Origin of the sequence: Nocardiopsis sinuspersici (genome assembly GCF_001998325.1) — a bacterium.
Classification (GTDB): Bacteria; Actinomycetota; Actinomycetes; order Streptosporangiales; family Streptosporangiaceae; genus Nocardiopsis; species Nocardiopsis sinuspersici.
Window position 1 is genome coordinate 1436470 of the sequence record NZ_MCOK01000001.1, and the last position, 23377, is coordinate 1459846.

At 72.8% G+C, this 23377-nt stretch carries 20 protein-coding genes; 11 read left to right on the forward strand and 9 right to left on the reverse strand.

Annotated elements, in window-relative coordinates; all coding sequences use genetic code 11:
• Positions 1–59 precede the first annotated feature (59 nt).
• Together NOSIN_RS06030 and NOSIN_RS06035 are read right to left on the reverse strand one after the other, a co-directional pair.
• Positions 60–818, reverse strand: a complete 759-nt coding sequence (locus NOSIN_RS06030) for a cell wall anchor protein (RefSeq protein WP_077689790.1) — start codon at positions 816–818, stop codon at positions 60–62.
• A gap of 127 nt (positions 819–945) precedes the next feature.
• Positions 946–2484 (reverse strand): LCP family protein, encoded by a 1539-nt coding sequence (locus tag NOSIN_RS06035; protein ID WP_077689791.1) that lies wholly within the window; start codon positions 2482–2484, stop codon positions 946–948.
• Between the two features lie 480 nt (positions 2485–2964).
• Between NOSIN_RS06035 and NOSIN_RS06040 the strand changes: the two genes are divergently transcribed.
• Together NOSIN_RS06040 and NOSIN_RS06045 are read left to right on the forward strand one after the other, a co-directional pair.
• Positions 2965–3870, forward strand: coding sequence for an Lrp/AsnC family transcriptional regulator (locus NOSIN_RS06040; protein WP_077689792.1), 906 nt, complete (start codon positions 2965–2967; stop codon positions 3868–3870).
• Positions 3871–4117: 247 nt separating this feature from the next.
• Positions 4118–4879, forward strand: a complete 762-nt coding sequence (locus NOSIN_RS06045) for an RraA family protein (RefSeq protein WP_077689793.1) — start codon at positions 4118–4120, stop codon at positions 4877–4879.
• Between the two features lie 78 nt (positions 4880–4957).
• On the opposite strand, the gene NOSIN_RS06050 is transcribed toward NOSIN_RS06045, so the two are convergent.
• Positions 4958–5659 (reverse strand): FadR/GntR family transcriptional regulator, encoded by a 702-nt coding sequence (locus NOSIN_RS06050; RefSeq protein ID WP_077689794.1) that lies wholly within the window; start codon positions 5657–5659, stop codon positions 4958–4960.
• Positions 5660–5828: 169 nt separating this feature from the next.
• On the opposite strand from NOSIN_RS06050, the gene NOSIN_RS06055 reads away from it, so the two are divergent.
• Entirely contained in the window at positions 5829–7109 is a 1281-nt protein-coding gene (locus tag NOSIN_RS06055; protein ID WP_171986560.1) for a CynX/NimT family MFS transporter, read from the forward strand.
• Here the strand turns inward: NOSIN_RS06055 and NOSIN_RS06060 are convergent.
• The 4 genes from NOSIN_RS06060 to aceA all read right to left on the reverse strand — a co-directional run bounded on the left by NOSIN_RS06060 (position 7078) and on the right by aceA (position 10294).
• The gene (locus NOSIN_RS06060; RefSeq protein ID WP_077689796.1) at positions 7078–7908 is read right to left on the reverse strand and encodes a CPBP family intramembrane glutamic endopeptidase; all 831 of its coding nucleotides are present in this window, start codon (positions 7906–7908) and stop codon (positions 7078–7080) included. The two genes, NOSIN_RS06055 and NOSIN_RS06060, sit on opposite strands and share 32 nt — an antisense overlap.
• Before the next feature lie 130 nt (positions 7909–8038).
• Positions 8039–8215, reverse strand: a complete 177-nt coding sequence (locus NOSIN_RS27135) for a hypothetical protein (protein ID WP_170293679.1) — start codon at positions 8213–8215, stop codon at positions 8039–8041.
• A 319-nt stretch (positions 8216–8534) separates the two neighbouring features.
• On the reverse strand, positions 8535–8771 hold the full coding sequence (locus NOSIN_RS27140; protein ID WP_077689797.1) for a DNA primase: 237 nt from the start codon (positions 8769–8771) through the stop codon (positions 8535–8537).
• 224 nt (positions 8772–8995) lie between these two features.
• Positions 8996–10294, reverse strand: coding sequence for an isocitrate lyase (gene aceA / locus NOSIN_RS06070; RefSeq protein WP_077689798.1), 1299 nt, complete (start codon positions 10292–10294; stop codon positions 8996–8998).
• Positions 10295–10513: 219 nt separating this feature from the next.
• Here aceA and NOSIN_RS06075 point away from each other — a divergent pair, with 219 nt between their 5' ends.
• Complete coding sequence (locus NOSIN_RS06075; protein ID WP_077689799.1) at positions 10514–11956, forward strand: XRE family transcriptional regulator; 1443 nt, start codon at positions 10514–10516, stop codon at positions 11954–11956.
• Positions 11957–12137: 181 nt separating this feature from the next.
• Positions 12138–13367, forward strand: coding sequence for an acyl-CoA dehydrogenase family protein (locus NOSIN_RS06080; RefSeq protein WP_077689800.1), 1230 nt, complete (start codon positions 12138–12140; stop codon positions 13365–13367).
• Between the two features lie 143 nt (positions 13368–13510).
• On the opposite strand, the gene NOSIN_RS06085 is transcribed toward NOSIN_RS06080, so the two are convergent.
• The gene (locus NOSIN_RS06085; RefSeq protein ID WP_077689801.1) at positions 13511–15340 is read right to left on the reverse strand and encodes a SpoIIE family protein phosphatase; all 1830 of its coding nucleotides are present in this window, start codon (positions 15338–15340) and stop codon (positions 13511–13513) included.
• 255 nt (positions 15341–15595) lie between these two features.
• On the opposite strand from NOSIN_RS06085, the gene NOSIN_RS06090 reads away from it, so the two are divergent.
• Positions 15596–16306: a hypothetical protein gene (locus tag NOSIN_RS06090; protein WP_206057622.1), complete on the forward strand. Its 711-nt coding sequence runs from the start codon at positions 15596–15598 to the stop codon at positions 16304–16306.
• Positions 16307–16409: 103 nt separating this feature from the next.
• Here the strand turns inward: NOSIN_RS06090 and NOSIN_RS06095 are convergent, their stop codons facing one another.
• The gene (locus NOSIN_RS06095) at positions 16410–17015 is read right to left on the reverse strand and encodes a TetR/AcrR family transcriptional regulator (protein WP_077689802.1); all 606 of its coding nucleotides are present in this window, start codon (positions 17013–17015) and stop codon (positions 16410–16412) included.
• A 659-nt stretch (positions 17016–17674) separates the two neighbouring features.
• Here NOSIN_RS06095 and NOSIN_RS06105 point away from each other — a divergent pair.
• From NOSIN_RS06105 to NOSIN_RS06125, 5 genes are all read left to right on the forward strand, one after another.
• A complete protein-coding gene (locus tag NOSIN_RS06105; protein ID WP_077693436.1) occupies positions 17675–18469 on the forward strand; it encodes a hypothetical protein in 795 nt (264 codons plus the stop codon).
• Positions 18470–18510: 41 nt separating this feature from the next.
• On the forward strand, positions 18511–19188 hold the full coding sequence (locus NOSIN_RS06110; protein ID WP_077689803.1) for a TetR/AcrR family transcriptional regulator: 678 nt from the start codon (positions 18511–18513) through the stop codon (positions 19186–19188).
• Positions 19189–19245: 57 nt separating this feature from the next.
• Positions 19246–19644, forward strand: a complete 399-nt coding sequence (locus NOSIN_RS06115) for a MerR family transcriptional regulator (protein WP_077693437.1) — start codon at positions 19246–19248, stop codon at positions 19642–19644.
• Positions 19644–20621, forward strand: a complete 978-nt coding sequence (locus NOSIN_RS06120) for an aldo/keto reductase (RefSeq protein WP_077689804.1) — start codon at positions 19644–19646, stop codon at positions 20619–20621. The genes NOSIN_RS06115 and NOSIN_RS06120 overlap by 1 nt, the downstream gene beginning before the upstream one ends.
• 300 nt (positions 20622–20921) lie before the next feature.
• On the forward strand, positions 20922–23330 hold the full coding sequence (locus NOSIN_RS06125; RefSeq protein ID WP_077689805.1) for a hypothetical protein: 2409 nt from the start codon (positions 20922–20924) through the stop codon (positions 23328–23330).
• Positions 23331–23377 lie beyond the last annotated feature (47 nt).

Below are 23377 nucleotides of genomic sequence, written 5' to 3' on the forward strand. Positions count from 1 at the left end.
TCTCGAAGCCGGTGACCAGGCAGGACGCGCCGACTGCCGTGTCGGTCACAGAGTGCTCCCTAACGGACCGACCACAGGACGAACAGGCCGCCGAGAACCAGCGTCAGCGCCCAGATCCGGTCCATGGTGACCCCGCGCCAGCGCAGCGCGTGCACCCCCAGGAAGTCGTAGGCGATCAGGGCGGCGACCCCCGCCGCGGCCAGCATCGCCACCGTGTGCACCCCGGTGGCGGCCAGGCCGACCAGCGTCGCGTCCCACAGGCTCCACGTCTCCACGGCCGCCGCGGCCTCCTCCGGCGCCGGTGCCGCCCCGGCCCCGCCGGTGCCCACGGTCGCGCCCTCCTCCACCCCCTCCGCCGGCCGGCCCCCGGCGCCGTGCGCCCCGTGCCCGTCGGAGTGCCCGTCGGAGTGCGTGTGCGCGAGCCGTCCCGCCAGCACGGGCATCAGCATCAGACCCGCGCCGTGCGCCGACGACATCAGGAACGACCACGCGGTCAGCTGCCACAGCGGCAGGCGCACCTCGCGCCAGTGGAAGTGCCGCCGCGACAGCAGCATCACCAGCCCCACGAACACGATCAACGTGCCGCCCGCGACCGGGAAGAGCACCGAGGCGGTGGCCGAGCCGGTGACGGTGACGGCCACGGCCGCGACGCCGACGCTGGCGGCGTGGCCGACGGCGACGGCGGGCAGTGAGCGCAGCACCTCGGCCCGGCCGCCCTCCTGGAGGCCGCGGGTCACGGCCAGCAGCCAGCCCATGCTCGGGTGCAGGCCGTGGAAGGCGCCCAACGCGACGAGGGACCAGATCTGGGCGGGGGTCACGGCGCCAGAGTCACACGGCCGTGGGGAGGCCGCAACAGCGCGAACCCCTCTGACCGACACCGGTCAGAGGGGGTTTCGCTTCGGCGTTTCCGGGGCAGCCGGGCCCGGGATCCGGGTCAGCGCCGGATCAGGGGCACAGGGCTTCCAGGGCGGTGGGGTCCTCGCCCACCTGGCGGCCCGGTTCGTCGGGGCGCTCCTCGTCCAGGCCGGTGTACTCCTGCCACTCGGTGAGCCCGTCGTCCCCGGTCTCCTCCCCGGCCGGCCCGCTCGGCTCGTCGGACGCGCCCGGGGACGGGGAACCGGAGGCCTCGTCCGTCGGGGCCCCGTCCCCGGCCTCCTCCCCGGCGATGGCCTCGTCGACCAGCTTCCTGACCTCCTCCCAGTCAGGATCGGCGGTGCTGACCTGGGGCGGCGAAAGCTGGAGCGTGCTCATCTCGCCCTTGTCGGTGACCATGTCGGCCAGCTCGACGAACGCGGGGACCTTGGCCTGGGGGATGTCGGTGCTCAGTGTGCGCTCGGTGGCGCCCGCCAGCTTGCGGTAGCTGGTCAGGACGGTCGTCGGCTCGACCTGCTCGGCGACGTACTTGAGCAGGCAGCCCTGGCGGCCCATCCGGCCGTAGTCGTCGCTGTTGGTCCGGGACCTGCCGTACCAGAGGGCGTCGTGGCCGTTGAGGCGGCGCAGGCCCGGCTCCAGCACACCGCCGTGCACGCCGTAGGGGATCGGCTCCTCGATGAGCACCTCCACGCCGCCGATGGCGTCGATCAGGTCGCGAAAGCCCATCATGTCGACCATCGCGTAGTAGCCGATCTCCAGGCCGACGTTGTGCGCGATCACCTTCTTGAGGGTGTCGGCGGAGGGGTCGGACGCGGACGGCCTGAAGGCCAGCGCCTCGGGCTCCTCGGCGACCACCTGGTAGAGCTCGTTGAGCATCATGTCGAAGCCGTACGGCTCGGGGTAGCGCTCGGCCAGGGCGCTGCCCTCGGGGAACCGGGCGTTCTCCAGGTTGCGCGGCAGGCCCACCAGCACGGTGTCGCCGGTGCTGGTGTCCATGCTGGCGATCATCATGCTGTCGGTGCGCACGCCGTAGCGGTTGTCCGCCGAGTCCGAGCCGAGCAGCAGCACGTTGACCCGCTCCTGGCCGTTCCACGGGTCGGCCTCGTCGTGCGGCGGATGGAGGGGGTCCTCCTCGGCCTGGAACACGTTGTTGAGCGTCTGGTAGGCGGTGTAGCCGCCGTGCAGGGCCAGTGCGGAGGGCGTCGCCACGGTCAGGCACAGCAGCAGGACCATCGCGGCGCCGAGTACCCGCGAGCCCCGGGAGGCGCCGGCGGGCCTGGTGATCACCCAGGAGTGCACGATCACCGTCAGCCACAGCACCGCCACACCGAACACCAAGCCCATGGCACTCAGCAGCCACCGGCTCTGCAGGGCCATGGTGGCCACCAGGGTCATGGTCCCCGTCTCGCTGGCGACCAGCCACCAGCCCCACGCAGCCAGGCCCAGGACCATGGACAGGTACAGGCCCAGAATCACCGTGCCCGCGACCCTGCGGCGCATCCGCAGGTGTGCCAGGCCCGGGAGGGGAACCGACGCCGCGGTCCACAGCAGTGCCCGTCCCGTACTGGGGCGCGCGGGCGCCCCGTCCCGCTGATCGTCCTCCGCTGCCACCGGTGGTTCCTCTCCAGCCGCGGGGCTGTCCGCCCCGTTGTCTCCGTCGTCCCCGCCGAGCGGTGCCTGGGGTCGGAAGTGTCCGAAACCCCCTGTTATGTACACGCTTGGGAAGGGTCGTTCGGTTCCCTGCCGGAGGCGTGCGTGTGCTCGGACGCGTGGAGCGGGCCGCCCGTGTGGCCTCTGGGCATGGGGAGATTCCCTGGGGGTGTCGGTGGGCCCGCCAGATCAGTGTGGCGCTTTGCGAGAGTTGTGGGGACGACTACTCAGTGATGATGGATCTTCTATACAAGTCTGTTATGTGGCGCTGAGGTGGTTGATGGGGCATTGGGCGAAGCTTTCGGAGCAGTCAAAGGGGTGAATCAGCCGATTTCTTTCGCGATCAGTAGTGAACGGGCGCCGCAACTGGGATGATCTGGCCGCAGGAGGGGGCGTCGTCCGGGGGAAGGACGGCGTCATGGGAACGAAAGGCAAGCCATCGTGCTCGATGCGGTTGATGCCGCGCTCATGCGTGCGCTGCAGGGGGACGGCAGAGCGACGTTCCAGGCACTGGCCGACGGAGTCGGCCTGTCGAGGACGGCGGTGCGCGCGAGAGTGCGCCAGCTCGTGCAGTCAGGAGCGATCAGGATCGTCGGGGTCCTGCACGCCGGAGTCGTGGGAATGGAGGTGCTCGGCCATGTGTCGTTCCGCGTCAGCGGGCCCGTGGGGGCGCTGCTGGACGCGCTGGGTGAACGCGAGGCCGTGACCTTCGCCGCGCAGTCGGCCGGGCGCTTCCCCGCCGTCGCGCAGGTACGGGTGGCCGACGACGCCGCCCTGGCCAAGGAACTGGCCGAACTGCGCTCGCTGCCGGGTGTGGACGGCGCGGAGGTCTTCCGTGCCAACGCCGTGTTCAAGGACGCCCACAGCAGCGTCCGGGAGCTGCACGACATCGAGCTGGACGCCCTGGACTGGCGCCTGGTCCGCCAGCTGCTCAGGGACGGGCGGGCCTCCTACGCGGACCTGGCCCGCCAGGTGGGCCTGTCGCAGGCCGCCGCGCGCTCCCGGGTGGTGCGGCTGCTCAACTCCGGTGTGGTGCACGTGACCGCGCTGGTGGAGCCCTCCGCGGTGGGCGCCAACGAGCGGCTGGGCTTCGGCGTGCGCTGCCGGGGCGACGCCGAGGCGCTGGGCGCCTCACTGGCGAACATGTCCGGAATCTCCTTCCTGGCCAGCGGTTTCGGTCGCTACGACATCATCGGCGTCCTCACCGCGCCCGACCGCTGCCAGCTGGTGGAGGCGCTGGAGGCGGTGCGCTCGGCGCCGGGGGTGGGCTACGTGGAGTGCTGGGACCACCTGTCCGTGCGCAAGGAACGGCGGGGAGGGGAGCGCCCCGTGGAGTGGACCGCCTGACCGCGCTGGGCGGGGGTCGGCCGCGCTGGTCCGGGGCGGGGTGTTCCCGTCCCGCTCGGGGCGGGTCCTTCCGTACTCCTCGTCCGAATCTGTAACCAGCGGTAGCATTTTTACGTGTTTCCGCCCCGTATGGCTTGCGTCACGCTTAAGTTACCCGTGAGTATAGGAAGGGGCCGGTCCGAGCCGGCCGCACCGGGCGCGGGTGTAGTGGGAGGCTGACGTGGCGCTTGCGGATACGTTGACGGCTGTGGGCACGGTGTCGCTGGCACGGTGCGGCGGCCGACCGTTCGGTACGCACCTGTTCTCCGTCTGGCCGGGGGCCGCCTTCGCGGCGACCGCCTTCCCGGTCCGCTGCACACCGGGGGACAACCTCGCCATCCACGTCGCGGTGGCCCAGGCCCCTCCCGGATCCGCCCTCGTGGTCGACGTCGCGGGCGAGGCCGAGTACGGCTACGTCGACGAGCTCCTCGCCGTGGCCGCCAGTACCCGGGGGGTCAGGGGGATCGTCCTGGACGGCTGCGTGCGCGACATCGCCGCCATCGTCCGCTGCGAGCTCCCCGTGTTCGGCGCGGGGGTCGCCGTCCGCGAGGCCGGACACGAGGCGGGCGGATCGGTCGGGCGCCAGATCAGCATGACGGCGGGCGGCCCCGCGCCCCTGCCGGTGCGCCGGGGCGACTGGATCGTCGCCGACGACGACGGCGTGGTGTGCCTGCCGCGGGGGCAGGTGGGCTCCATCATCACCGAGACCCTGGACAGCATCTCCCGGGAGCGGGAGATCATCGACGCCGTGTACGCGGGGGAGAGCACCCTGGACCTGCTCGGCCTGGACCCCTCCAGGGTCGCCGGCTGGGAGGGCGGGGGCGACCGCTCCCGCCGCGGCGGGACGGGGCGCTCGCGGACGCTCGGGGCGCTGCGTGACGCGTCCGCGCACGGCGTCGAGGGCCGCTCCGCGGGCCGGCCGAGGATCTCGCCGCGTTCCGCCGTGGGCGACGCCTACCGGGGCGACTGAACGCCGCACGGAGGCCGGCGGCCCGTGGCGTCCGGGCGCCGACCCCTGCCGGCCGTGCTCCCGGACACGCCGGTTCGCTCAGTCCTCGGTGAGCGAGAGCAGTTCGTCGATGTAGCAGGTCGCCTCGCGGGCGGCCCCGGTCGCGTCGGCGCCCCGGATCGCCTCGGTCAGCTTCGAGTGGTCCACGCCCTCGGTGGACGAGGAGGGCTGGTCGGTCGCCCCGTCGCTCTGCTCGTAGGCCGTGTGGGCGATGCTCGCGTACACCACCTGAGCGATGTCGTCGTACAGGTCGATGAGCAGTGTGTTGTGGGTGGCGTTGACGACCGCCCGGTGGAAGGTGAAGTCCGACTCCACGAACGCGCCCATGTCGCGTTCGCGCCAGGCGGCCTCGCGCAGGGCCATGGCGCGGTCGATGTCGGCCATGTCCTCCTCGCTGTGGCGCAGCGCGGCCAGCCGGGCCGCCTCCACCTCCAGTGCGCGGCGCACCTCCAGGTTCTCCCTCAGGCGGGAGCGCTCCAGGCGGCGGCGCAGGGCGCCGCCGAGTTCGCTGGAGGCGCGGACGAAGGTGCCCGCTCCCTGGCGGATCTCCAGCAGACCCGCGTGGGCGAGGGCGCGCACGGCTTCGCGGACGGTGTTGCGTCCCACCTCAAGCTGGTCGGAGAGCTCCGACTCGGTGGGGATGCGGTCGCCGACGCCCCATTCCCCCGAGTCGATCTGGGCTCTGAGCTGACTGATGACCTGGTCGACGAGACCGGTCCGGCGTGTCGAGGCGAGGGGCACGCGTTTACCTCCTAGGGCGGGTCGCCGGATGACAGGGCCAGCGCACAGGTACGGAAGGGTTAAGCCCGGAGCTTAGACCAGTTACGGTCGGGAATTGGCTTCGAGCGGCAATGCGTTATCCTCATGAAGTACATCGGGTCATCCTACGAATTTCTGCGAGTCGTCTTCCATGAGCGTCGGACCAGCGCCCAGCACCCCCGTGTCGAGCGGTTCCTCCGCAGGCAGGGCGGTCCGCCCCCCGCGAGTGGTCCTGTTGCTGATCGCCGCGGGGATCGCCCTGGCCGCGCTGAACCTGCGCACCGCCATCACCAGCGTCGGCCCCGTGCTCGACGAGGTCACCTCGGGGCTGGGCATGACCGCGGTCGGCGCCGGGGTCCTCACCACCCTGCCCGTACTGTGCTTCGCGCTCTTCGGCGGCCTCACCCCCCTCCTGGCCCGCCGCCTCGGCGAGCACCACCTGCTCGTCGGCGCGCTGACCGCCCTCACCGCCGGCCTCGCCGCCCGGGCCGTGGCCCCCGAGCCGTGGGTGTTCCTGGCCCTGAGCGCGGTGGCGCTGTCCGGGGGCGCGGTCGGCAACGTCATCCTGCCCGCCCTGGTCAAGCAGCACTTCCCCGAGCGCGTGGGCCTGATGACCACCGTGTACACCACGGCCCTGGCCCTGGGCACCACCATCGCCGCCGCGGCCACCGTGCCCCTGGAGCAGTCCACCGGTGAGTGGCGCGTGGCCCTGGGCGCCTACGCCCTCTTCGGCGTCGTGGCCGCCGTGCCGTGGCTGCTGGTGCTGCGCCACGAGCCCGGACGCGGCGACCCCGCCCACGCGCTGGGCTTTCGCCAGGTGCTGTCCACCGGCCTGGGCTGGCAGTCCCTGCTCTACTTCGGTACCCAGTCCTCGATCGCCTACATCATGTTCGGCTGGTACGCGCAGATGCTCCGCGACCAGGGCATGGACGCCCAGACCGCGGGCCTGGCGCTGTCCTACCTGACCGTCCTGGGCATCCCCATGTCCCTGCTGCTGCCCACACTGCTGACCCGTATGGGCGACCAGCGCCCCTTCGTCGCCGTGTTCGCCGTCGCCTACACGGCGGGCCTGACCGGGCTGTGGATCGCCCCGCTGTCGGGCGTGTGGGTCTGGACCACGCTCGTGGGCATCGGCATGGGCACCTTCGTCTTCGCCCTGACCTCCTTCGCGCTGCGCACCCGCACCGGCGCCGGGACGGCGGCGCTGTCGGCCTCCAGCCAGAGCCTGGGCTACCTCATGGGCGGCGCGGGGCCCTTCCTGTTCGGGCTGCTGCACGAGAGCAGCGGCGGCTGGCACGCGCCGCTGCTCCTGGTGGCGTCCCTGGTCGCGGTCAACCTGGCCGTGGGCATGCTGCTGGGACGCCCCCGCTACCTGGAGGACGTCCTCGCCGCGCGCGGCCTCACCCGGGAAGCCAGTCCAGACGGCCGATGAGGTACACCGAGCCGACGAAGGCCACGACGTCGATGACCGTGTGCGCCACCACCAGGGGCATCACGCGTCCGTAGCGCAGGTAGAACCAGCCGAAGACCAGGCCCATCACCAGGTTGCCGAAGAACATCCCGACGCCCTGGTAGAGGTGGTAGGAGGCGCGCAGCACCGAACTGGCCAGCACCGCCTTCCACGGTGTCCAGCCCAGCTGCCCCAGCCGGTGCAGCAGGTAGCCGACCACGATCACCTCCTCCAGGACACCGTTCTTGACGGCCTGGAGCACCAGGACGGGGACGTCCCACCAGTGGCCGGCCAGGGTGCTGGGCCTGATGGCGACCGTCAGTCCCAGCTGCCAGGTCACCACGTACACGGCCAGGCCGCCCGCGCCGATGAGCGCGGCGAGGGCGGCGCCGCTGCCCAGGTCGAAGCCGGGACGGCGCACGTCGAAGCCGAGCGTGTGCGAGGACTCCCCCGAGCGGCGCATGAGGTAGGCCACCAGCAGGACCGGGACCAGTGCGTTGACCAGGACGAACATCTGCCAGGACAGGTCCAGCCAGGGGCGCTCCTCCTCCGCGCGGGGGCGTACCAGGCTGGCGGTCTGCTCGGCCAGGGACTCGGGCTCGGTGAGCACGCCGAGGAAGGAGATGGCCGCCGAGACCCCCGCGGCTCCCAGGGACAGGGCGAGCACGCACAGGATCTCCCAGCGCAGCAGGTGCCGGTCGACCGGGGCTGTGGGGGCGGCGGGGGCGGGAGACGGTTCCGCGGGCTGCTCGGCGCGGGAGGAGTGGATCTTGTCGGTCACGCCATGCAATGTACGTCCTGAGCCCGGCGGTACGTGACCGGGGGAGCCCTGCGCCGGGGCGGTGCGCCGGGGCGGGAACCACGCCGCCCGGGCGCACCGAGCCCGTGCGGGGCCGCGGCGGAGGCCGCTCCTACTCCTCCTCGCCCTCCATGTCCGGGTTCTCCACGGCCGGCTCCTCGATGTCGCCGTTGTCCCCCTCGTCCTCGCAGGCCGCGGCGCCGAACACCGCGACGGCGGCGATCGCGCCGCCCGCGAGCACGCGGCGGACGGTGGTCACGGTCTTCCGGCTGGTGTGCCCAAGCCTCATCGCTGACTCCATCGGTTCGTGGACGGGTGCCATGGGCCGGCCCCGGTCCGCGGTGCGGTCCGCCTCGCGGTGCGCGTCCGGAGAGGCACACGTCCTTCGAGGCGGCGCGAGCCGGGTGTCGTCCGTCTGCGGCCCACGTGCGGACCACATTAGACGTGACGCGCCTTCGTTACCAGGATCACACGGGGAGTGACGATCCCCTGGTGGGGCCACGTCCCCCACCCGGTGCCCGGCCGGGGGAGGGTCCTCTCGGCGCGGGGGCCCGCGCCGCCCCGGGCGTGCCGGTCGGTGCGGCGGCGCGGTCCGGGGAGCCCAGGGCTCAGCCGTCGTCCTCGTCCCCGCCCTCGTCCTGGTCCTCGTCGCCGCCCTCGTCCTGGTCGCCGCCCTGGTCCTGGTCGCCGCCCTCGTCGCCGTCCTCACCCTGTTCGGTCTCCATCTCCGGCATGACCTCCTCGCACGCGGAGGTGCCCAGGGCCATGGCCGCGGCCAGGGCGCCCACGGCGAGCACGCGGCGCAGCGCGGCCGGGGTGGAGGGGAGGGGTTCGGGGAGTCTCACGGGAATGCCTCCGGTCCTTCGGGGGTGCGCGGGTCCGCGCAGCGCAAGCTTAGGCCCGGCCTCCGGCACGCGAACAGGCCCCGGCCTGCGGCACGTGAAAAGCCGCCGGCCATGCGCGTGTGACACGGAACGCGCATGGCCGACGGCTAGGGGGTGGAGGCCGCCCCGCCCCGCCCCAGCCACGAAAGCGGGGAGGAACGGCCTCCTGGGAACGAAGACCAGTGTCAGTGAGCCGCTGAGAACTGGTCTTCCTCGGTGGAGCCGGTGAGGGCGGTGGTGCTGCCCTCAGGGGAGATGGTCGTGCTGATGGCGTCGAAGTAGCCGGTGCCGACCTCGCGCTGGTGGCGGGTGGCGGTGTATCCGGCGGCCTCGGACGCGAACTCGGCCTCCTGCAGCTCGACGTACGACGTCATGCCGTTCTGGGCGTAGCCCTTGGCCAGGTCGAACATCGAGTGGTTGAGCGAGTGGAAGCCCGCCAGGGTGATGAACTGGAACTTGTAGCCCATGTGGCCCAGCTCGCGCTGGAACTTCGCGATGGTCGCGTCGTCCAGGTGGCGCTTCCAGTTGAAGGACGGCGAGCAGTTGTAGGCCAGCATCTGGTCCGGGTACTCGGCCTTGATGCGCTCGGCGAAGTCGCGGGCCACGTCCAGGTCGGGGGTCCCGGTCTCCATCCAGAGCAGGTCGGAGTGCGGGGCGTAGGCCAGGCCGCGGGCCACGCAGGCGTCGACGCCGTTGCGGAAGCGGTAGAAGCCCTCAGCGGTGCGCTCACCCGTGATGTAGGGCTGGTCGCGCTCGTCCACGTCGCTGGTGATCAGGGTCGCGGCCTGGGCGTCGGTCCGCGCGATGACCAGGGACGGGACACCGGCGACGTCCGCGGCCAGGCGGGCGGCGCTCAGGGTCTTGACGTGCTGGCTGGTGGGGATGAGGACCTTGCCGCCCAGGTGGCCGCACTTCTTCTCGGAGGCCAGCTGGTCCTCCCAGTGCACACCGGCCGCGCCCGCGGCGATCATGCCCCGCATCAGCTCGTAGGCGTTGAGGACGCCGCCGAACCCGGCCTCGGCGTCCGCGACGATCGGGGCGAACCAGTCGGGAGCGCTGTCGTCGCCCTCGGCCCAGGTGATCTGGTCGGCGCGCATGAGCGCGTTGTTGATGCGGCGGACCACGGACGGGACCGAGTTGGCCGGGTACAGGCTCTGGTCCGGGTAGGTGTTGCCGGAGAGGTTGGCGTCGGCGGCGACCTGCCAACCGGAGAGGTAGATGGCCTTCAGGCCGGCGCGGACCTGCTGGACCGCCTGGTTGCCGGTGAGGGCGCCGAGGCTGTTGACGTAGTCCTCGGTGTGGAGCAGCTCCCACAGGCGCTCGGCGCCGCGACGGGCCAGGGTGTGCTCCTCGGTGACCGAACCGCGGAGCCTGACCACGTCGTCCGCGGAGTAGGTGCGCTCGATACCAGCCCACCGGGGGTTGGTCTCCCAGTCGCGCTGGAGTTCGGCGCTGGCTTCCTGTCGTCGAGCGCTGGTGCCCATGTTCGTTCCCGCCTTACGTATAGTCCCCAAGGTGTTCACACCGGTCGAGGGAGGTCCTGCCCAGAGTCAGGGGGTGAGCCCTGAGCGGTAAGTTCCCCGCCGGTAACTATGATTCTTGGGCAAGAACCAAGACTTTTCCACCTGAAATCGGGTGAAGATCTTCGATTCTTTCCGTACCATGAAGCCATGGCGTACTTTGGTGCTGAAGAAATACCGTCTTTGACAGGTGACCTAGATCTCGTCACCTTTGGCCAGCGACTCCGCCATCTGCGGCGTGCGCGTGGCCTGACCCTCTCTGACCTGGGCGAACGTGTGGGAAGGGCTCCCTCCCAGCTCTCCCTGCTGGAGAACGGCAAGCGTGAGCCCAAGCTCTCCCTGCTCACGGCCCTGGCCTCGGCCCTGAGCGTCTCGGTGGAGGAACTGCTGTCCAAGCAGCCCCCGAGCCGGCGCGCGCAACTGGAGATCTCCGTGGAGGAGGCCCAGCGCGACGCCCTCTACCAGAAGCTGAACCTGCCGCACCTGAGGGTGGGCAAGCGCGTCCCCAACGACGTGCTCGAACACATCGTGGGCCTGTACGACGAGCTCAAGCGGCGCAGCGCCAAGCCCACGGCCACCCCCGAGGAGGCCCGCCGGGCCAACGCCGACCTGCGCCGCCAGATGCGCGAGCGCGGCAACTACTTCGAGCACATCGAGAAGGCGGCGGCCGAGACCCTCAACGCCGTCAACTACACCGCGGGCGCCCTGTCCCAGGGACAGATCCTCTCCATCGCCACCCACCACGGGTTCTCCCTCAAGTACGTGCAGGACCTGCCCCGCTCGGTGCGCTCCCTCACCGACCACGTCAACCGGCGTATCTACCTCAAGCGCGAGACCACGCTGGGCATGCACAGCCCGCGCACGATCCTCCTGCAGACCCTGGGCCACGTGGTGCTGGGCCACGGCCACCCGCTCGACTTCGGTGACTTCCTGCGCCAGCGGGTGGAGGCCAACTACTTCGCCGCCGCCGTCCTGATCCCCGAGTCCACCGCGGTGCGCTACCTGCAGGAGGCCAAGCAGGCGCGCGACCTGTCGGTGGAGGACCTGCGCGACGTGTACTCGGTCTCCTACGAGATGGCCGCGCACCGGTTCACCAACCTGGCCCACCGCCACCTGGGCCTGGTCTGCCACTTCATCCGCAACGACGAGACCGGCATCATCTACAAGGCCTACGAGAACGACGGCCTGGTCTTTCCCACCGACGAGACCGGGGCCATCGAGGGCCAGCGCATGTGCCGCCAGTGGTCGGGGCGCCAGGTCTTCGCCTCGCCGGACCGCTACTCGATCTACTACCAGTACACGGACAAGCCCAACGGCACCCACTGGTGCGTGGCGCACGTGGACCCCAGCCGCGAGCGCAACTTCGCCATCACCCTGGGCGTGCCCTACAAGGAGTCGCGCTGGTTCCGGGGCCGCGAGACCACCAACCGCACCAAGTCGAACTGCCCCGGCGGAGAGTGCTGTGTGCGTCCGCCCGCGGACCTGGCCGCCCGCTGGGAGGGCAACGTGTGGCCGTCGGCCCGGGCGCACTCGCACGTGCTCTCGGCGCTGCCCTCGGGCACCTTCCCCGGCGTGGACGAGCACGACGTCTACACCTTCCTGGAGAAGCACTCCGCCCTCGACTGAGCCGGCCGGAACGCGAGGGGCCGGAGTGTGCGCACTCCGGCCCTCCTCTGTGCGCACTGTCCGTGTGCGGACCGTGCGCGAACGCGGCGTTGTGGCGGGGAGGCCCAGGTGTTACCGTTGGTAACAGATGCTGGCCGTCCCTCCCCCCGGAGGGCCCGACACCGACAAGGGATGTAAACGTATGAGTGAGGCCGCCGCGCCCGCCTTCAGCCTGGAACTGAGCGAGGACGTCCGCGATGTCCGGGACTGGGCCCACGGGTTCGCCGCCGACGTCATCCGCCCCGCCGCCGCCGAGTGGGACGAGAGGGAGGAGACCCCCTGGCCGGTCATCCGGGAGGCCGCCAAGATCGGCCTGTACTCCCTCGACTTCTTCGCCAACCAGTGGCTGGAGCCCAGCGGCGTCGGTATCCCCGTGGCCTTCGAGGAGCTGTACTGGGGCGACCCGGGCATCGCCCTGTCCATCACCGGAACCGGGCTGGCGGCCGTGGCCGTGGCCTCCAACGGGACCCAGGAACAGCTCTTCGAGTGGGTGCCGCAGATGTTCGGCACCGCCGACGACGTCAAGCTCGGCGCGTTCTGCTCCTCCGAGCCCGACGCGGGCAGCGACGTCTCGGCGATCCGCACCCGCGCGGTCTACGACGGGGCCAAGGACGAGTGGGTGCTCAACGGCACCAAGACCTGGGCCACCAACGGCGGAATCGCCGACGTCCACGTGGTCGTGGCCTCCGTGGAGCCCGAGTTCGGCTCCCGGGGACAGGCCACGTTCATCGTGCCGCCCGGCACCCCCGGGCTCAGCCAGGGGCAGAAGTTCGCCAAGCACGGGATCCGCGCCTCGCACACCGCCGAGGTCGTCCTGGACGACGTGCGGGTCCCCGGGTCCTGCCTGCTGGGCGGCAAGGAGAAGCTCGACGAGCGCCTCGCCCGCGTCCGCGAGGGCAAGCGCTCCAAGGGCCAGGCCGCGATGAAGACCTTCGAGGCCTCACGCCCGAGCGTCGGGGCGATGGCGGTCGGCTGCGCCCGCGCCGCCTACGAGTACGCCCGGGACTACTCCGTCCAGCGCGAGCAGTTCGGTCGCCCGATCGGGGACAACCAGGGCGTGGCCTTCACCCTGGCCGAGATGGCCACCCGCATCGACGCCGCCCGCCTGCTGGTGTGGCGCGCCGCGTGGATGGCCCGCAACGACAAGGACTTCGACAACGCCGAAGGCTCCATGAGCAAGCTCTACGCCAGCGAGACCGCCACGTTCGTCACCCAGAACGCCGTGCGCATCCTCGGGGGCAACGGGTACACGAGGGAGTACCCGGTGGAGCGGTGGCACCGCGACGCGACGATCTTCACGATCTTCGAGGGCGCCAGCGAGATCCAGAAGCTCATCATCGGCCGTCGGATCACCGGCCTGCCGATCCGCTGACGTTCGCGCGGGTCGGAGCGCCGGCCGGGGTGCCGTCCGCGTGGCCGGGCCCGGTCCGGCTGCGCGCGGTCGGAGGGGGCGGGCCGGGTGGTCCGCCCCCTCCGACGGTGTCCGCGTGCCCCGGAGGGCGGATGCCGCCGGGCCTACTCCTCCTCGGAGGTGTCCCTGACCGGGGTGTCCTCCGCGCGTGAGCCGGGAGCCCCCCGCTCGGGGGCGGCGGGGCTGTGCGCGTGCTGTGGCGGGGGCGGCCGCGTGTCGCCAGCGGCGCCCGCGCCCGCCGGCGGGAGGCGCAGGGCGAGCAGGGCGACGTCGTCGCCGCCGGGGTCGATGCGGACGAGGAGTTCGTCGAGGAAGTCCTCCAGGCCGTGGTGGGCCAGGGCCGCGGCGTGGCGGCGCAGGTCGGCCATGCCCGTGTCGATGGGCCGGTCGCGGCTCTCGATGAGGCCGTCGGTGTACAGCAGCAGGGTGGACCGCGCGGGAAGCTCCTCGCCGGCGTCGGGCCAGTCCAGGCCCATGTGCAGTGTGGCGCTCATACCGAGAAGGGGGCCGTGGCCGCCCTCCAGGTAGCGGGTGTGGCCGTCGGCGGTGACGAGCAGCGGCGGGGGGTGCCCGGCGTTGACCCAGTGCAGGTCCCAGGGCCCGCCCTCGGGGCCTTCGAGACGTGCGAGGACGGCGGTGGCCATGGGGGCGTCGCTGGTGTTGGTCATGGCCTCGTCCAGCCGCCGCATGATCAGGCTGGGAGGCCCCTGCCTGTCCCAGGCCAGGGCGCGCAGCATGTTGCGGACCTCGGCCATGTGCGCGGCGGCCTGGAGGTCGTGGCCGACCACGTCGCCGATGACCAGGGCCATGACGCCGTCCGCGAGGACGAAGGCGTCGTACCAGTCCCCGCCGATCTCCGCGGCCTGCTGCGCGGGCTGGTAGCGGGCGGCGAGCCGCAGGTGGTCGACCTGGGGCAGGGGGGTCAGGAGTTGGCGCTGCATGGTCTCGGCGACATGGCGCTGCTGTTCGAAGAGACGGGCGCTCTCCAACGCCAGTCCGGTGCGCCGTCCGATGTCGCTCAGTACGAGGACCTCGGCATCGGTGTAGGCGGGCTGCCGACCGGTCCGGGCCACGGTCAGCGCGCCGAAGACCTGCCTGCGGGTGTACAGCGGCACCACCACCGCGGAGTGCCCGCCCAGCCGGTCGAACAGCTGCTGGTGGGCCCGGGCGAGCGGTTCGTCCGGCTCCTGTCCCAGGGCCCGCTCGTCGAGCAGGGTGGGTTGGGCCCTGTACAGGGCGTGTGCCAGCGCCGTACGGGAGTTGTGCGGTGGTTGCGGCAGCGGGCCCTTCAACGACTCGGCGGCGCCGGGGTCGCCGCGGGAGTGCACGGCGATGCGTCGCATCTCCTCCGTCCGCCCGTCCGGGAGCAGGGCGATCACCGCCCAGTCGGCCATGTCCGGCACCAGCAGCCGGACCAGCCTGTCCAGCATCTCGGGGGTGTCCAGGGTGGAGATGAGGAGTCCGGAGACCTCCGCCACCATGCTCAGCCGGGCGGTCAGCTCCTCCAGGGCGGCCAGGTGGGCCGCGGTCTGCTCGGCGGAGTCGCGGTGCTTCTTGAAGTTGTGGAAGACGAGGACCACGCCGTCCACGTCGCCTTCGTGCTGGAGCGGGGTGGCGGCCCAGATGACGGGCATGAGCGTGCCGTCCCCCCGCAGGTAGAACTCGCTGCTCCCCTCGGTCGACCGGCCGCTCGCGAGCACGGTCAGGGCGCGGCACTCCTCGCGTGGGACCTCGCCTCCCTCCGAGTCGCGGTGCAGCAGGTCGTGCAGGTCGAAGCCCACCACCCGCTCCTTGGACCAACCGAGGATCTGCAGCGCGTAGGGATTGCAGGCGGTGATGCGTCCCGTGGTGTCGGTGACGAACATCCCCGCGCCCAGACTGTCGAACACCGCGCGCAGCAGGTCGGTCTCCGGCGGCCAGTTGACGCCGCTCATCGCACCCACCTCCGGTCCTTTCACCGACGGCTCCCACCGGGCCCGCTCGAAGGCCCATCCACGCGGTCAGTGCACACGGTTTCCGGACATGACCGTGACCAACGCAGTACAGTGTGGCCTCCCCAGCCGGGCGAAGAGCGGATTACGCCGCCGACGGCATGTCACGCACCGGCGGCGCGGCCCGGACGCGCGGCGGCGGGCACCGGCACCGCGGCGCCCTGGTGACCGGCCACGGGCCACGGGTAGTAGTCGCCCATGAGCACATCTACCGGACCACGGCCTCCGCTGGGGGAGCGGCGCGGCGTGGAGGCCGCGGAGGCCCTGGCCCGCTGGCTGGACAAGCCGATGGGCGCGCTCGGGCTGCTCTTCGTCCTCGTCGTCCTCGGGCAGGCCCTGGCGACGGAGCCCTCGGTGGTCACCGCGCTGTCCCTGCTGGGCTGGCTGCTGTGGCTGTTCTTCGTGGCCGAGTTCGCACTGCGCGCCTACGTCGCACGCGACCAGCGCCGTTTCTGGAGGCGCAACTGGTGGCAGGTCCTCTTCCTCGCCCTGCCCTTCCTCCGCTTCGCCCGGGCCTTCGCCCTGCTGCGCACGGCGCGGATCGGCGGAGTGCTCTCGGCGGCGGTCCGGGGATCGCGCTCGGCCTCGCGCCTGCTGTCGGGCCGCATCACCTGGCTGACGGTGGTCACCGCGATCGTGGTCCTGGGCTCCAGCCAGCTCCTGTACATCCTGGGCTCCTACGGCGACTACGCGGGCGCCCTGCACGACGCCGCGCTGGCGACCGTCTCGGGGGAGCCGCTGACCGCCGACGACGCGTTCGCCCAGAGCCTGGAGGTGGTCCTGGCCGTCTACTCGGTGGTCGTGTTCGCCTCACTGGCCGGCGTGCTGGGCGCCTTCTTCCTCAGCCCCGCGGAGCCGGACGACGACACCCGTGGCAACGCTGCCGAAGAGCCGTCGGGCGCCGGCTGACCCGGCTGACCCGGCCGTGGGACCGAGGAGGCCCCCGACCGCGGGGCGTGTGGCCCGCACGGGCGGTGCCGTCGGGGCGGGAGCGGACGGGGGCGCGCGGACCTCAGCCGGTGGCGGGACGCGGAGCCAGCAGGCGGCGGGCGGAGTCGGCGGCCAGCTCCTCCGCTCCTCCGGGGACGTCCCGGCCTCCGAGCAGGTGCCGCCGGACCAGGGCCAGCGGCAGGTCCACCACGGCCAGCCGCACCCGCTCCAGCGCGTGCGACTCCTCCTCTCCCGGCTCGCGCAGGCCGCGCGCGACCCGTGCGAGCAGCGCGCCGATCCCGGCGTTGGCCGACTCCCACCGGGCGCGGTCGGCCTCCGGCCAGTGCGGGAGGTCGAAGTCGGCCGGCCGGTGCAGCAGCACCCGGGCCCGGTCAGGGTGCGCCCGGCTCCACGACACCACGTGGCGGGCGGTGCCCACGGCCGCCTCCGGCGCCGGCCCGGCGGACAGTGCCTCACGGCATCCGGCCTGGAACGCCTCCAGCGCGTGCAGCCACACGGCGGCCAACAGCGCGGACCGCCCGGGGAAGCGGTGGTACAGCGAGCCGCTGGGCGCCCCCGCCTCCCGGGCCACGGCGGCCATGGTCACCGCCGCCGGCCCGCCCTCGGCGGCCAGGGCGGTGGCGGCGGCGACCAGTCCGTCGGTGCTGAAGCGCGCGGGTCTACCCATGTTCTGGAGACTATGCTCTACTAGGTTTTAGAGGCATCTCTCTAGAAGGAGTGGGTATGGACGTGTACAACCTGCATGAGCGGCGGTTCCCCGCGGAAACGGAACGTGTGGGCGCGCTGGTCGACGGCCTGTCCGGTGCCGACGACCGGCTCTGGCCGCGCGACGACTGGCCCGGCCTGCGCCTGGACGCTCCCCTGGCCGTCGGCGCCTCGGGCGGCCACGGGCCCGTCCGCTACACGGTGGAGGAGTACGTCCCCGGACGGCGGGTGCGTTTCCGCTTCCGGGCGCCGCGCGGCTTCGACGGCTTCCACGAGCTCACCGTCCGCCCCGGACCCTCGGGCGGAACCGTCCTGCGCCACCTGCTCGCCATGCGTGCCGGCGGCCCGGCCCTGCTGACCTGGCCGCTGGTGTTTCGGCCCCTGCACGACGCACTGCTGGAGGAGGCCCTGGACCGTGCCGAGCACGAGCTCACCGGAACAGTGCGCGCCCCCGCACGCCGGAGCGCGTACACGCGCCTGCTGCGCCGCCTGCTCGGCGGGCTCGGGCGCCGCGGATCCGAAGGACGCCGGAGCACCCGCCGCCCTGTCCTGGCCGGTTCGGTGCCGGCCGGCCCGGAACCGCCCTCGCCGATCCGAACATCCGACCTCTACCCTGGCGGCATGAACGCCACCACGGGCAACGGCGCCCCCACCACCATCACCATTCCCACCGGTTACAACGGTCCCGACGGTTCGGGCAACGGCGGCTACACCGCGGGCCTGCTCGCCTCACGGCTCACGGCCGTCGGCGGACCCGCCGTCCAGGTCACCCTGCGCGTCCCGCCGCCCCTGGACCACCCGCTGACGGTGGAGTGCGAGCCCAACGGCACGCTGAGCCTCACCGACCCCGCCGCCGAGGAGGAGAGCGCCCGGCTGGTCGCCGAGGCGGCGGTCACCGAACTCCCGGACACTCCCGACAGCCCCGTCATCCCCGGCGGCCCGGTCGGTGCGCCCGAGGCGGAGGAGGCCGAGAGCCGCTACCCGGGCCTGACCGCCCACCCCTTCCCGCGCTGCTACAGCTGCGGCCCCGAACGAGCCGAGGGCGACGGCCTGCGCCTGTTCGCCGGCTCCGTGCGCCCCGGTACCGGCCCCGACGCGGTGGGCAACACCGTCGCCTGCACCTGGACCCCCCACCCCGCCCTGGACGAGGGCTCCGGCACCGTCGGCCTCGCCCAGGTGTGGGCCGCCCTGGACTGCCCCGGAGGCTGGTCCAGCGACGTGGTCGGCCGCCCCGCCCTCCTCGGCAGGATCACCGTCCGCGTCGACCGCGCGCCCCGGACCGGGGACACCCACGTGGTGATGGGCCACCTGGAGTCGGTCGAGGGCCGCAAGATCCGCACCGGCAGCGCCCTCTACGACGCCGAGGGACGCCTCATGGCCCTGGCCAGGGCCACCTGGATCGCACTCCGGACCTGATCCGCGGTCCCCACGGCGCCGAACCGCTACGGTGATCCCTTGTGGCCTTCGAACGCACGCGGCAGACCGCGCCGAGCAACAGCAGTGACGCCCCCGGCACGCCCGTGCCGGGGGCTCCCCCCGCACGCGGGGGCCGGGGCGGGCGCGGACGCGACCCCGAGCGGCGCCGCGCCATCCTGGACGCCGCCGACCGGGTGATCCAGCGTGACGGCCCGGACGCGTCGATGCTGGCCATCGCGGCCGAGGCCGGGATCAGCAAGCCGATCCTGTACCGGCACTTCGGGGACAAGGGCGGCCTGTACCGGGCGCTGGCCCGGCGCCACGTGGACCCGCTCATCGAGCGCATCCGGGAGGAGCTGCACCAGCACACCGGCTTCGAGGTGCGCGCCCGGGCCACGGTCGGCGCCTACCTGTCGATGATCTCCCAGAACCTCAACCTCTACCGGTTCCTCATGGACCGGGCCACCTCCGAGGACTCGCGCACCCGCAGCGACCTGGGCATGATGGTCCGCCGCCTGGGCGAGGAGCTCGCGGACCAGCTCGTCGCGGAACTGCGCATCGGCGACCGCACGCGCTCCCAGATCGTCGCGCACGCCGTGGTCGGCATGGTGCAGGCGGCGGGGGAGTGGTGGCTGGAGCACCCCGAGGTCGGCGAGGAGGAGATCATCGACGACCTCACCGACGCGGTGGTCGGCGCCATCAGCGGCAGCGGCGGCTGAGGGCTTTTCCCCCGCCCCCTTGACCTGGAGCGCACTCCAGGTCCCATGCTTCTCTCCATGAGGGACTACTACACCCCGGGTGAGATCGCCGAGCGCTTCGACCTCACCCTGGACACCCTGCGCTACTACGAGAAGGCGGGTCTGCTCCGCCGGGTGGACCGCTCGCCCAACGGGCACCGCCGCTACCGCGCCGACGACGTCGAGCTGCTCAACATGATCCGGTGCCTGCGCGACACCGACATGCCCATCGCCCGGCTGCGCGACTTCGCCGAACTCGTCCGCGAGGGCGACCACACCATCCCCTCGCGCCTGGACGTGCTCCAGAGCCACCAGCGCCGCCTGGACGAGCGCATCGCCGAGATGCGCCGGTGCCAGGCGGCGATCCAGCACAAGATCGACTACTACCTGGGCGTGCTCGCCGAGCGCACCCCCGAGAAGGTCAAGGAGACCTCCTGATGCGCTACACCACCATCGGCGACCGCCGGGTCAGCGCCCTGTGCCTGGGCGCGATGAAGTTCGGCAGCGAGACCGACGACGCCACCTCCGCCGCCGTACTCGACCGCTTCGTGGAGGCCGGGGGCACCTTCGTGGACACCGCCGACTGCTACCAGTTCTGGGTGGAGGGCTTCGAGGGGCACGAGAGCGAGACCTTCCTGGGCCGGTGGCGCCGCGAGCGCGGGATCACCGACGAGGTCGTGATCGCCACCAAGCTCGGCGCGCAGCCCACCGTGCCGGGAACCGGGCTGGAGACCAAGGAGGGCCTGTCCGCCGAGGTCGTGGCGGCGGCCGCCGAGCGCAGCCGCCGGCGCCTGGGCGTGGACCGGCTGGACGTGCTGTACGCCCACCAGGAGGACGAGAGGACCCCGCTGGAGGAGACCCTGGGCGCCTTCGCCGAGCTCGTCGACGAGGGCTCCGTCGAGAACGTGGGCCTGAGCAACCACCGCTCCTGGAAGCTGGAGCGGGCCCGCGCCGTCACCGAGGCCCGGGGCTGGCCGCGCCCCCGTGTGCTGCAGTACCGGTACAGCTACCTGCAGCCCCGGTTCGACGTGCCGCTACGGTCCATGGGGCACATGCACATCACCCCCGAGCTGCTCGACTTCGTCCGGGCCGAGGCCGCCGAGGGCCGTGAGCACACGCTGGTGGCCTACACCCCGCTCCTGTGGGGCGCCTACACCCGCCCGGAGAAGGCCGCCGAGCTGGACGGGGCCTACGACCACCCGGGCACGCCCGCCCGCCTGGCCGCGCTGGACGAGGTCGTCCGGGAGACCGGGGCCACCCGCAACCAGGTCGTGCTCGCCTGGCTGATGGACAGTGACCCGAGCGTGGTGCCGCTGGTGGGGGTGAGTTCCCTGGAGCAGTTGAACGAGGCGATCGAGGCCACCGACCTGGTGCTCAGTGAGGAGCAGTGGCGGCGCCTGGCCGAGGCGGGGTAGCGCGGACGGACCGGGCCCGTCCGCTCGGCGGACGGGCCCGAGGCCCCGGGGAGGTCGGCCCCCGGACGCCGTGCCCCTGGCCGGCGCGGTCGTGTTCGGCGTGCGGACCGCCCGGCGCGGCGCGTAGTGGCACGGGCGAAGCCGGAACCGAGGCCGGGGTCGGTCACCAATCTTGGATAAACCACGCGTAACACCACATATGTAAGATCGCTCGGTTTTACGATGCCTTGACCGGATACCTTCCTAGTGGCGGCGGAGCGGCCGCGCCGTCTCGGTCCGCGAACCCGTGGGAGGGGCGACTTGCCGGAGAGCATGTACCACCAGATCCACTTCGCCTGGGCCGAACCCACCCTCCTCGGCCGGTCCGGCCCCGGTCCGGCGGCCTCCTCCCTTCCCGAGTCCGAGCAGCCCGTGCTGCGCTCGTGGCGCGACCGCCTCGTCCCCGCGCTCACCGCCGACTACCGGTCCGCGCTGCCGGGGAAGGACCCCGCCGACTACCCCGAGACCCTCTGGGCCCGCGCCTACCCCGACGGGCAGGCCGCCCTGGTCTACCGGTGGCCCGGCGACGTCAGATCCGCGCACGCCTGGGCCATCGTGGGACCGGCGTACGGACTCGCCCTGCCGCGTGTGCTGTCCCTGCACGAGAACCCCAACACCCGCCCCGCCCAACGCCGGCCGCCGGTACCCGGCTGGGCGACCATGGCCACCCTGCCCGTGCCCGAGCCCTGGGAGCGCACCGCGACCCCCGGGGCCGTGCGCACCCGTGACAGGCGCGCGGCCGAGACCGCGGTCGAGGACGAGCCGATCCTGGTCGGTGCCGTGGCCGCCGCCCTGTACCGCCCCGACCTGCCGGTCCACATCGCCCTGGAACCCGAGCGCGCCGACCTGTGGCAGGCGGTGCAGCTGCGCTTCCTGTGGGGCGTGCACCGGGCACTGCACGACGTGCTCACTCCGCCCCGCGCCATTCCGGCGGCCGGGTGGAGCTGGTCGTTCTCCACCTACGACCCGGTGCTGGGCACCGCGGAGGGCCAGCACCTGGCCTTCGGCCCGCCCGTCCCCGGTACCCCGTCGCCCTTCCTCAACCCCCCGGCCCCCGACTACCGGAAGACCGCGGAGGGGCTCGTGACCGTCCTGCGGGAGGAGGGCGGGGACGCGCTCGCCGCACACCTGCGCGAGCGCGGTGTGCCCGACGCCCCGACCTTCGCCGACCGCCGCGCCCTGCTCCGCGACTGGCTCGATCCCCGGCCCCGCTCCACCGTCGGCGTCCCCGCCGGTGCCGCGGACGGCGTCCCCGCATCCGGGCGCCTTCCCGGCGGCGGGGACCCCGCTTCCGAACGAACCTCCGGAGGAGGGGCCGACGCCGGGACGCCCCTTCCCGACCTGCCCGAGGCGGAGGAGCCGGGGGAGGAGGAGACCGGACCGCAGCCGCTCTCCGAGCGCCGCCCCTCCCCGGACCGGCCGGGAGCGGAGGACGCCGTGCCCGTGCCCGCGGCCGGTACCGCCGCGCACGTGCCCGGCGGACAGCGCTCGCTGAGGGGGATCACCAGGGAGGGGGCGTCCGGCTCCCCCGGCGGGACCGGTGCGCCGGGACGCGGCGACGGCTCCACCGACCGGACCGGTGGGGAGGGCCGCGCGGCGCACGGCTCGCCGCACGAGGACAACGAGGCGCTCTGGCCCGAGACCGTCCCCGAGCCCGAGCCCCTCCCGGAGGATCCCGCCCCCGACGACTCGAAGGACGCGCCCGGACCGGGCCCGGACCCGTCCGGCCGGCCCCGGATCTTCGGGGCGCCCGAGCCCCGAGGGCTCCGGGAACCCCGCGGACCGCGCGTCGTCCGGGACGCGCCGGAACCCGGGGAGGACGCCACGGGACTCCAGGAGGAGGTGGCGAAGGCGCAGGACGGGGAAGTCCCTCCCGTACCGTCCCAGGACACCTTCGGCACGGGTGGGCCAGTCAGTTCGAACAAGCCCACGGAACCACCCCCGGAGTCCCTCGAACCCCAGGAACCGCCTCGGCCCCAGGACGAGTGGACCGTCGCGGCGTCCCCCGTACCCCCGGAGACACCGGGCCGGTCGGACGGGGTCCCCGAGCCGTCGAAGGGCCCCGACCTCACGGACGGCCCCGAGGACCGGACGCCCGCCGACGCGCCGCCCCTGCCGGTGGTCCCCGGGACCGGCGCGGGCGGAGTCGGCGCCACGGCCGGAACCGGTACCGCGGCGGAGGCGCCGTCCGACTACGCGGCCGAGACCGAACCCGAGCCCGGTGAGGCACTCGGGGAGGAGGACTCGGACAACAACTGGCCCACCCAGTACGTCGACCTGCCACTGTCCCGGCTGGAGCGCTGGCACTCCAGACACGGGCCGGAGGGCGCGCGCGTCGACGTCGTCGACGTCCGCGCCGCCGTCAGAGCCGAACGCGCCGAACTGCAGCGGGTCCGCGAGGAACGCGACCACTACCACGCGGAGGTGCAGGAGCTGCGACGCGAGGTCGCCCGCCTGGAACGCCCCTGGCTGGAGGGGCCGGGCGAGGACGGTGACGCTTCCGAGGCGTCCCGTTCCCGCCGATGGCCCGCCCCCGCCCTGGTGCTGATCCTCCTGGCCGCCTTCCTCGCCACCGGTCTGGAGGCGGGCGCCCGCTTCGGCCTGGGCACCACGGACCTGCTCGGCCTGCTGGCCGCGAGGATCACCGGTGCATCCTGGTGGCCCCTCTGAGCCGGTGGAGCGCCCTGTCCACCCGCGCGGCGGTCGGTGACGCACCC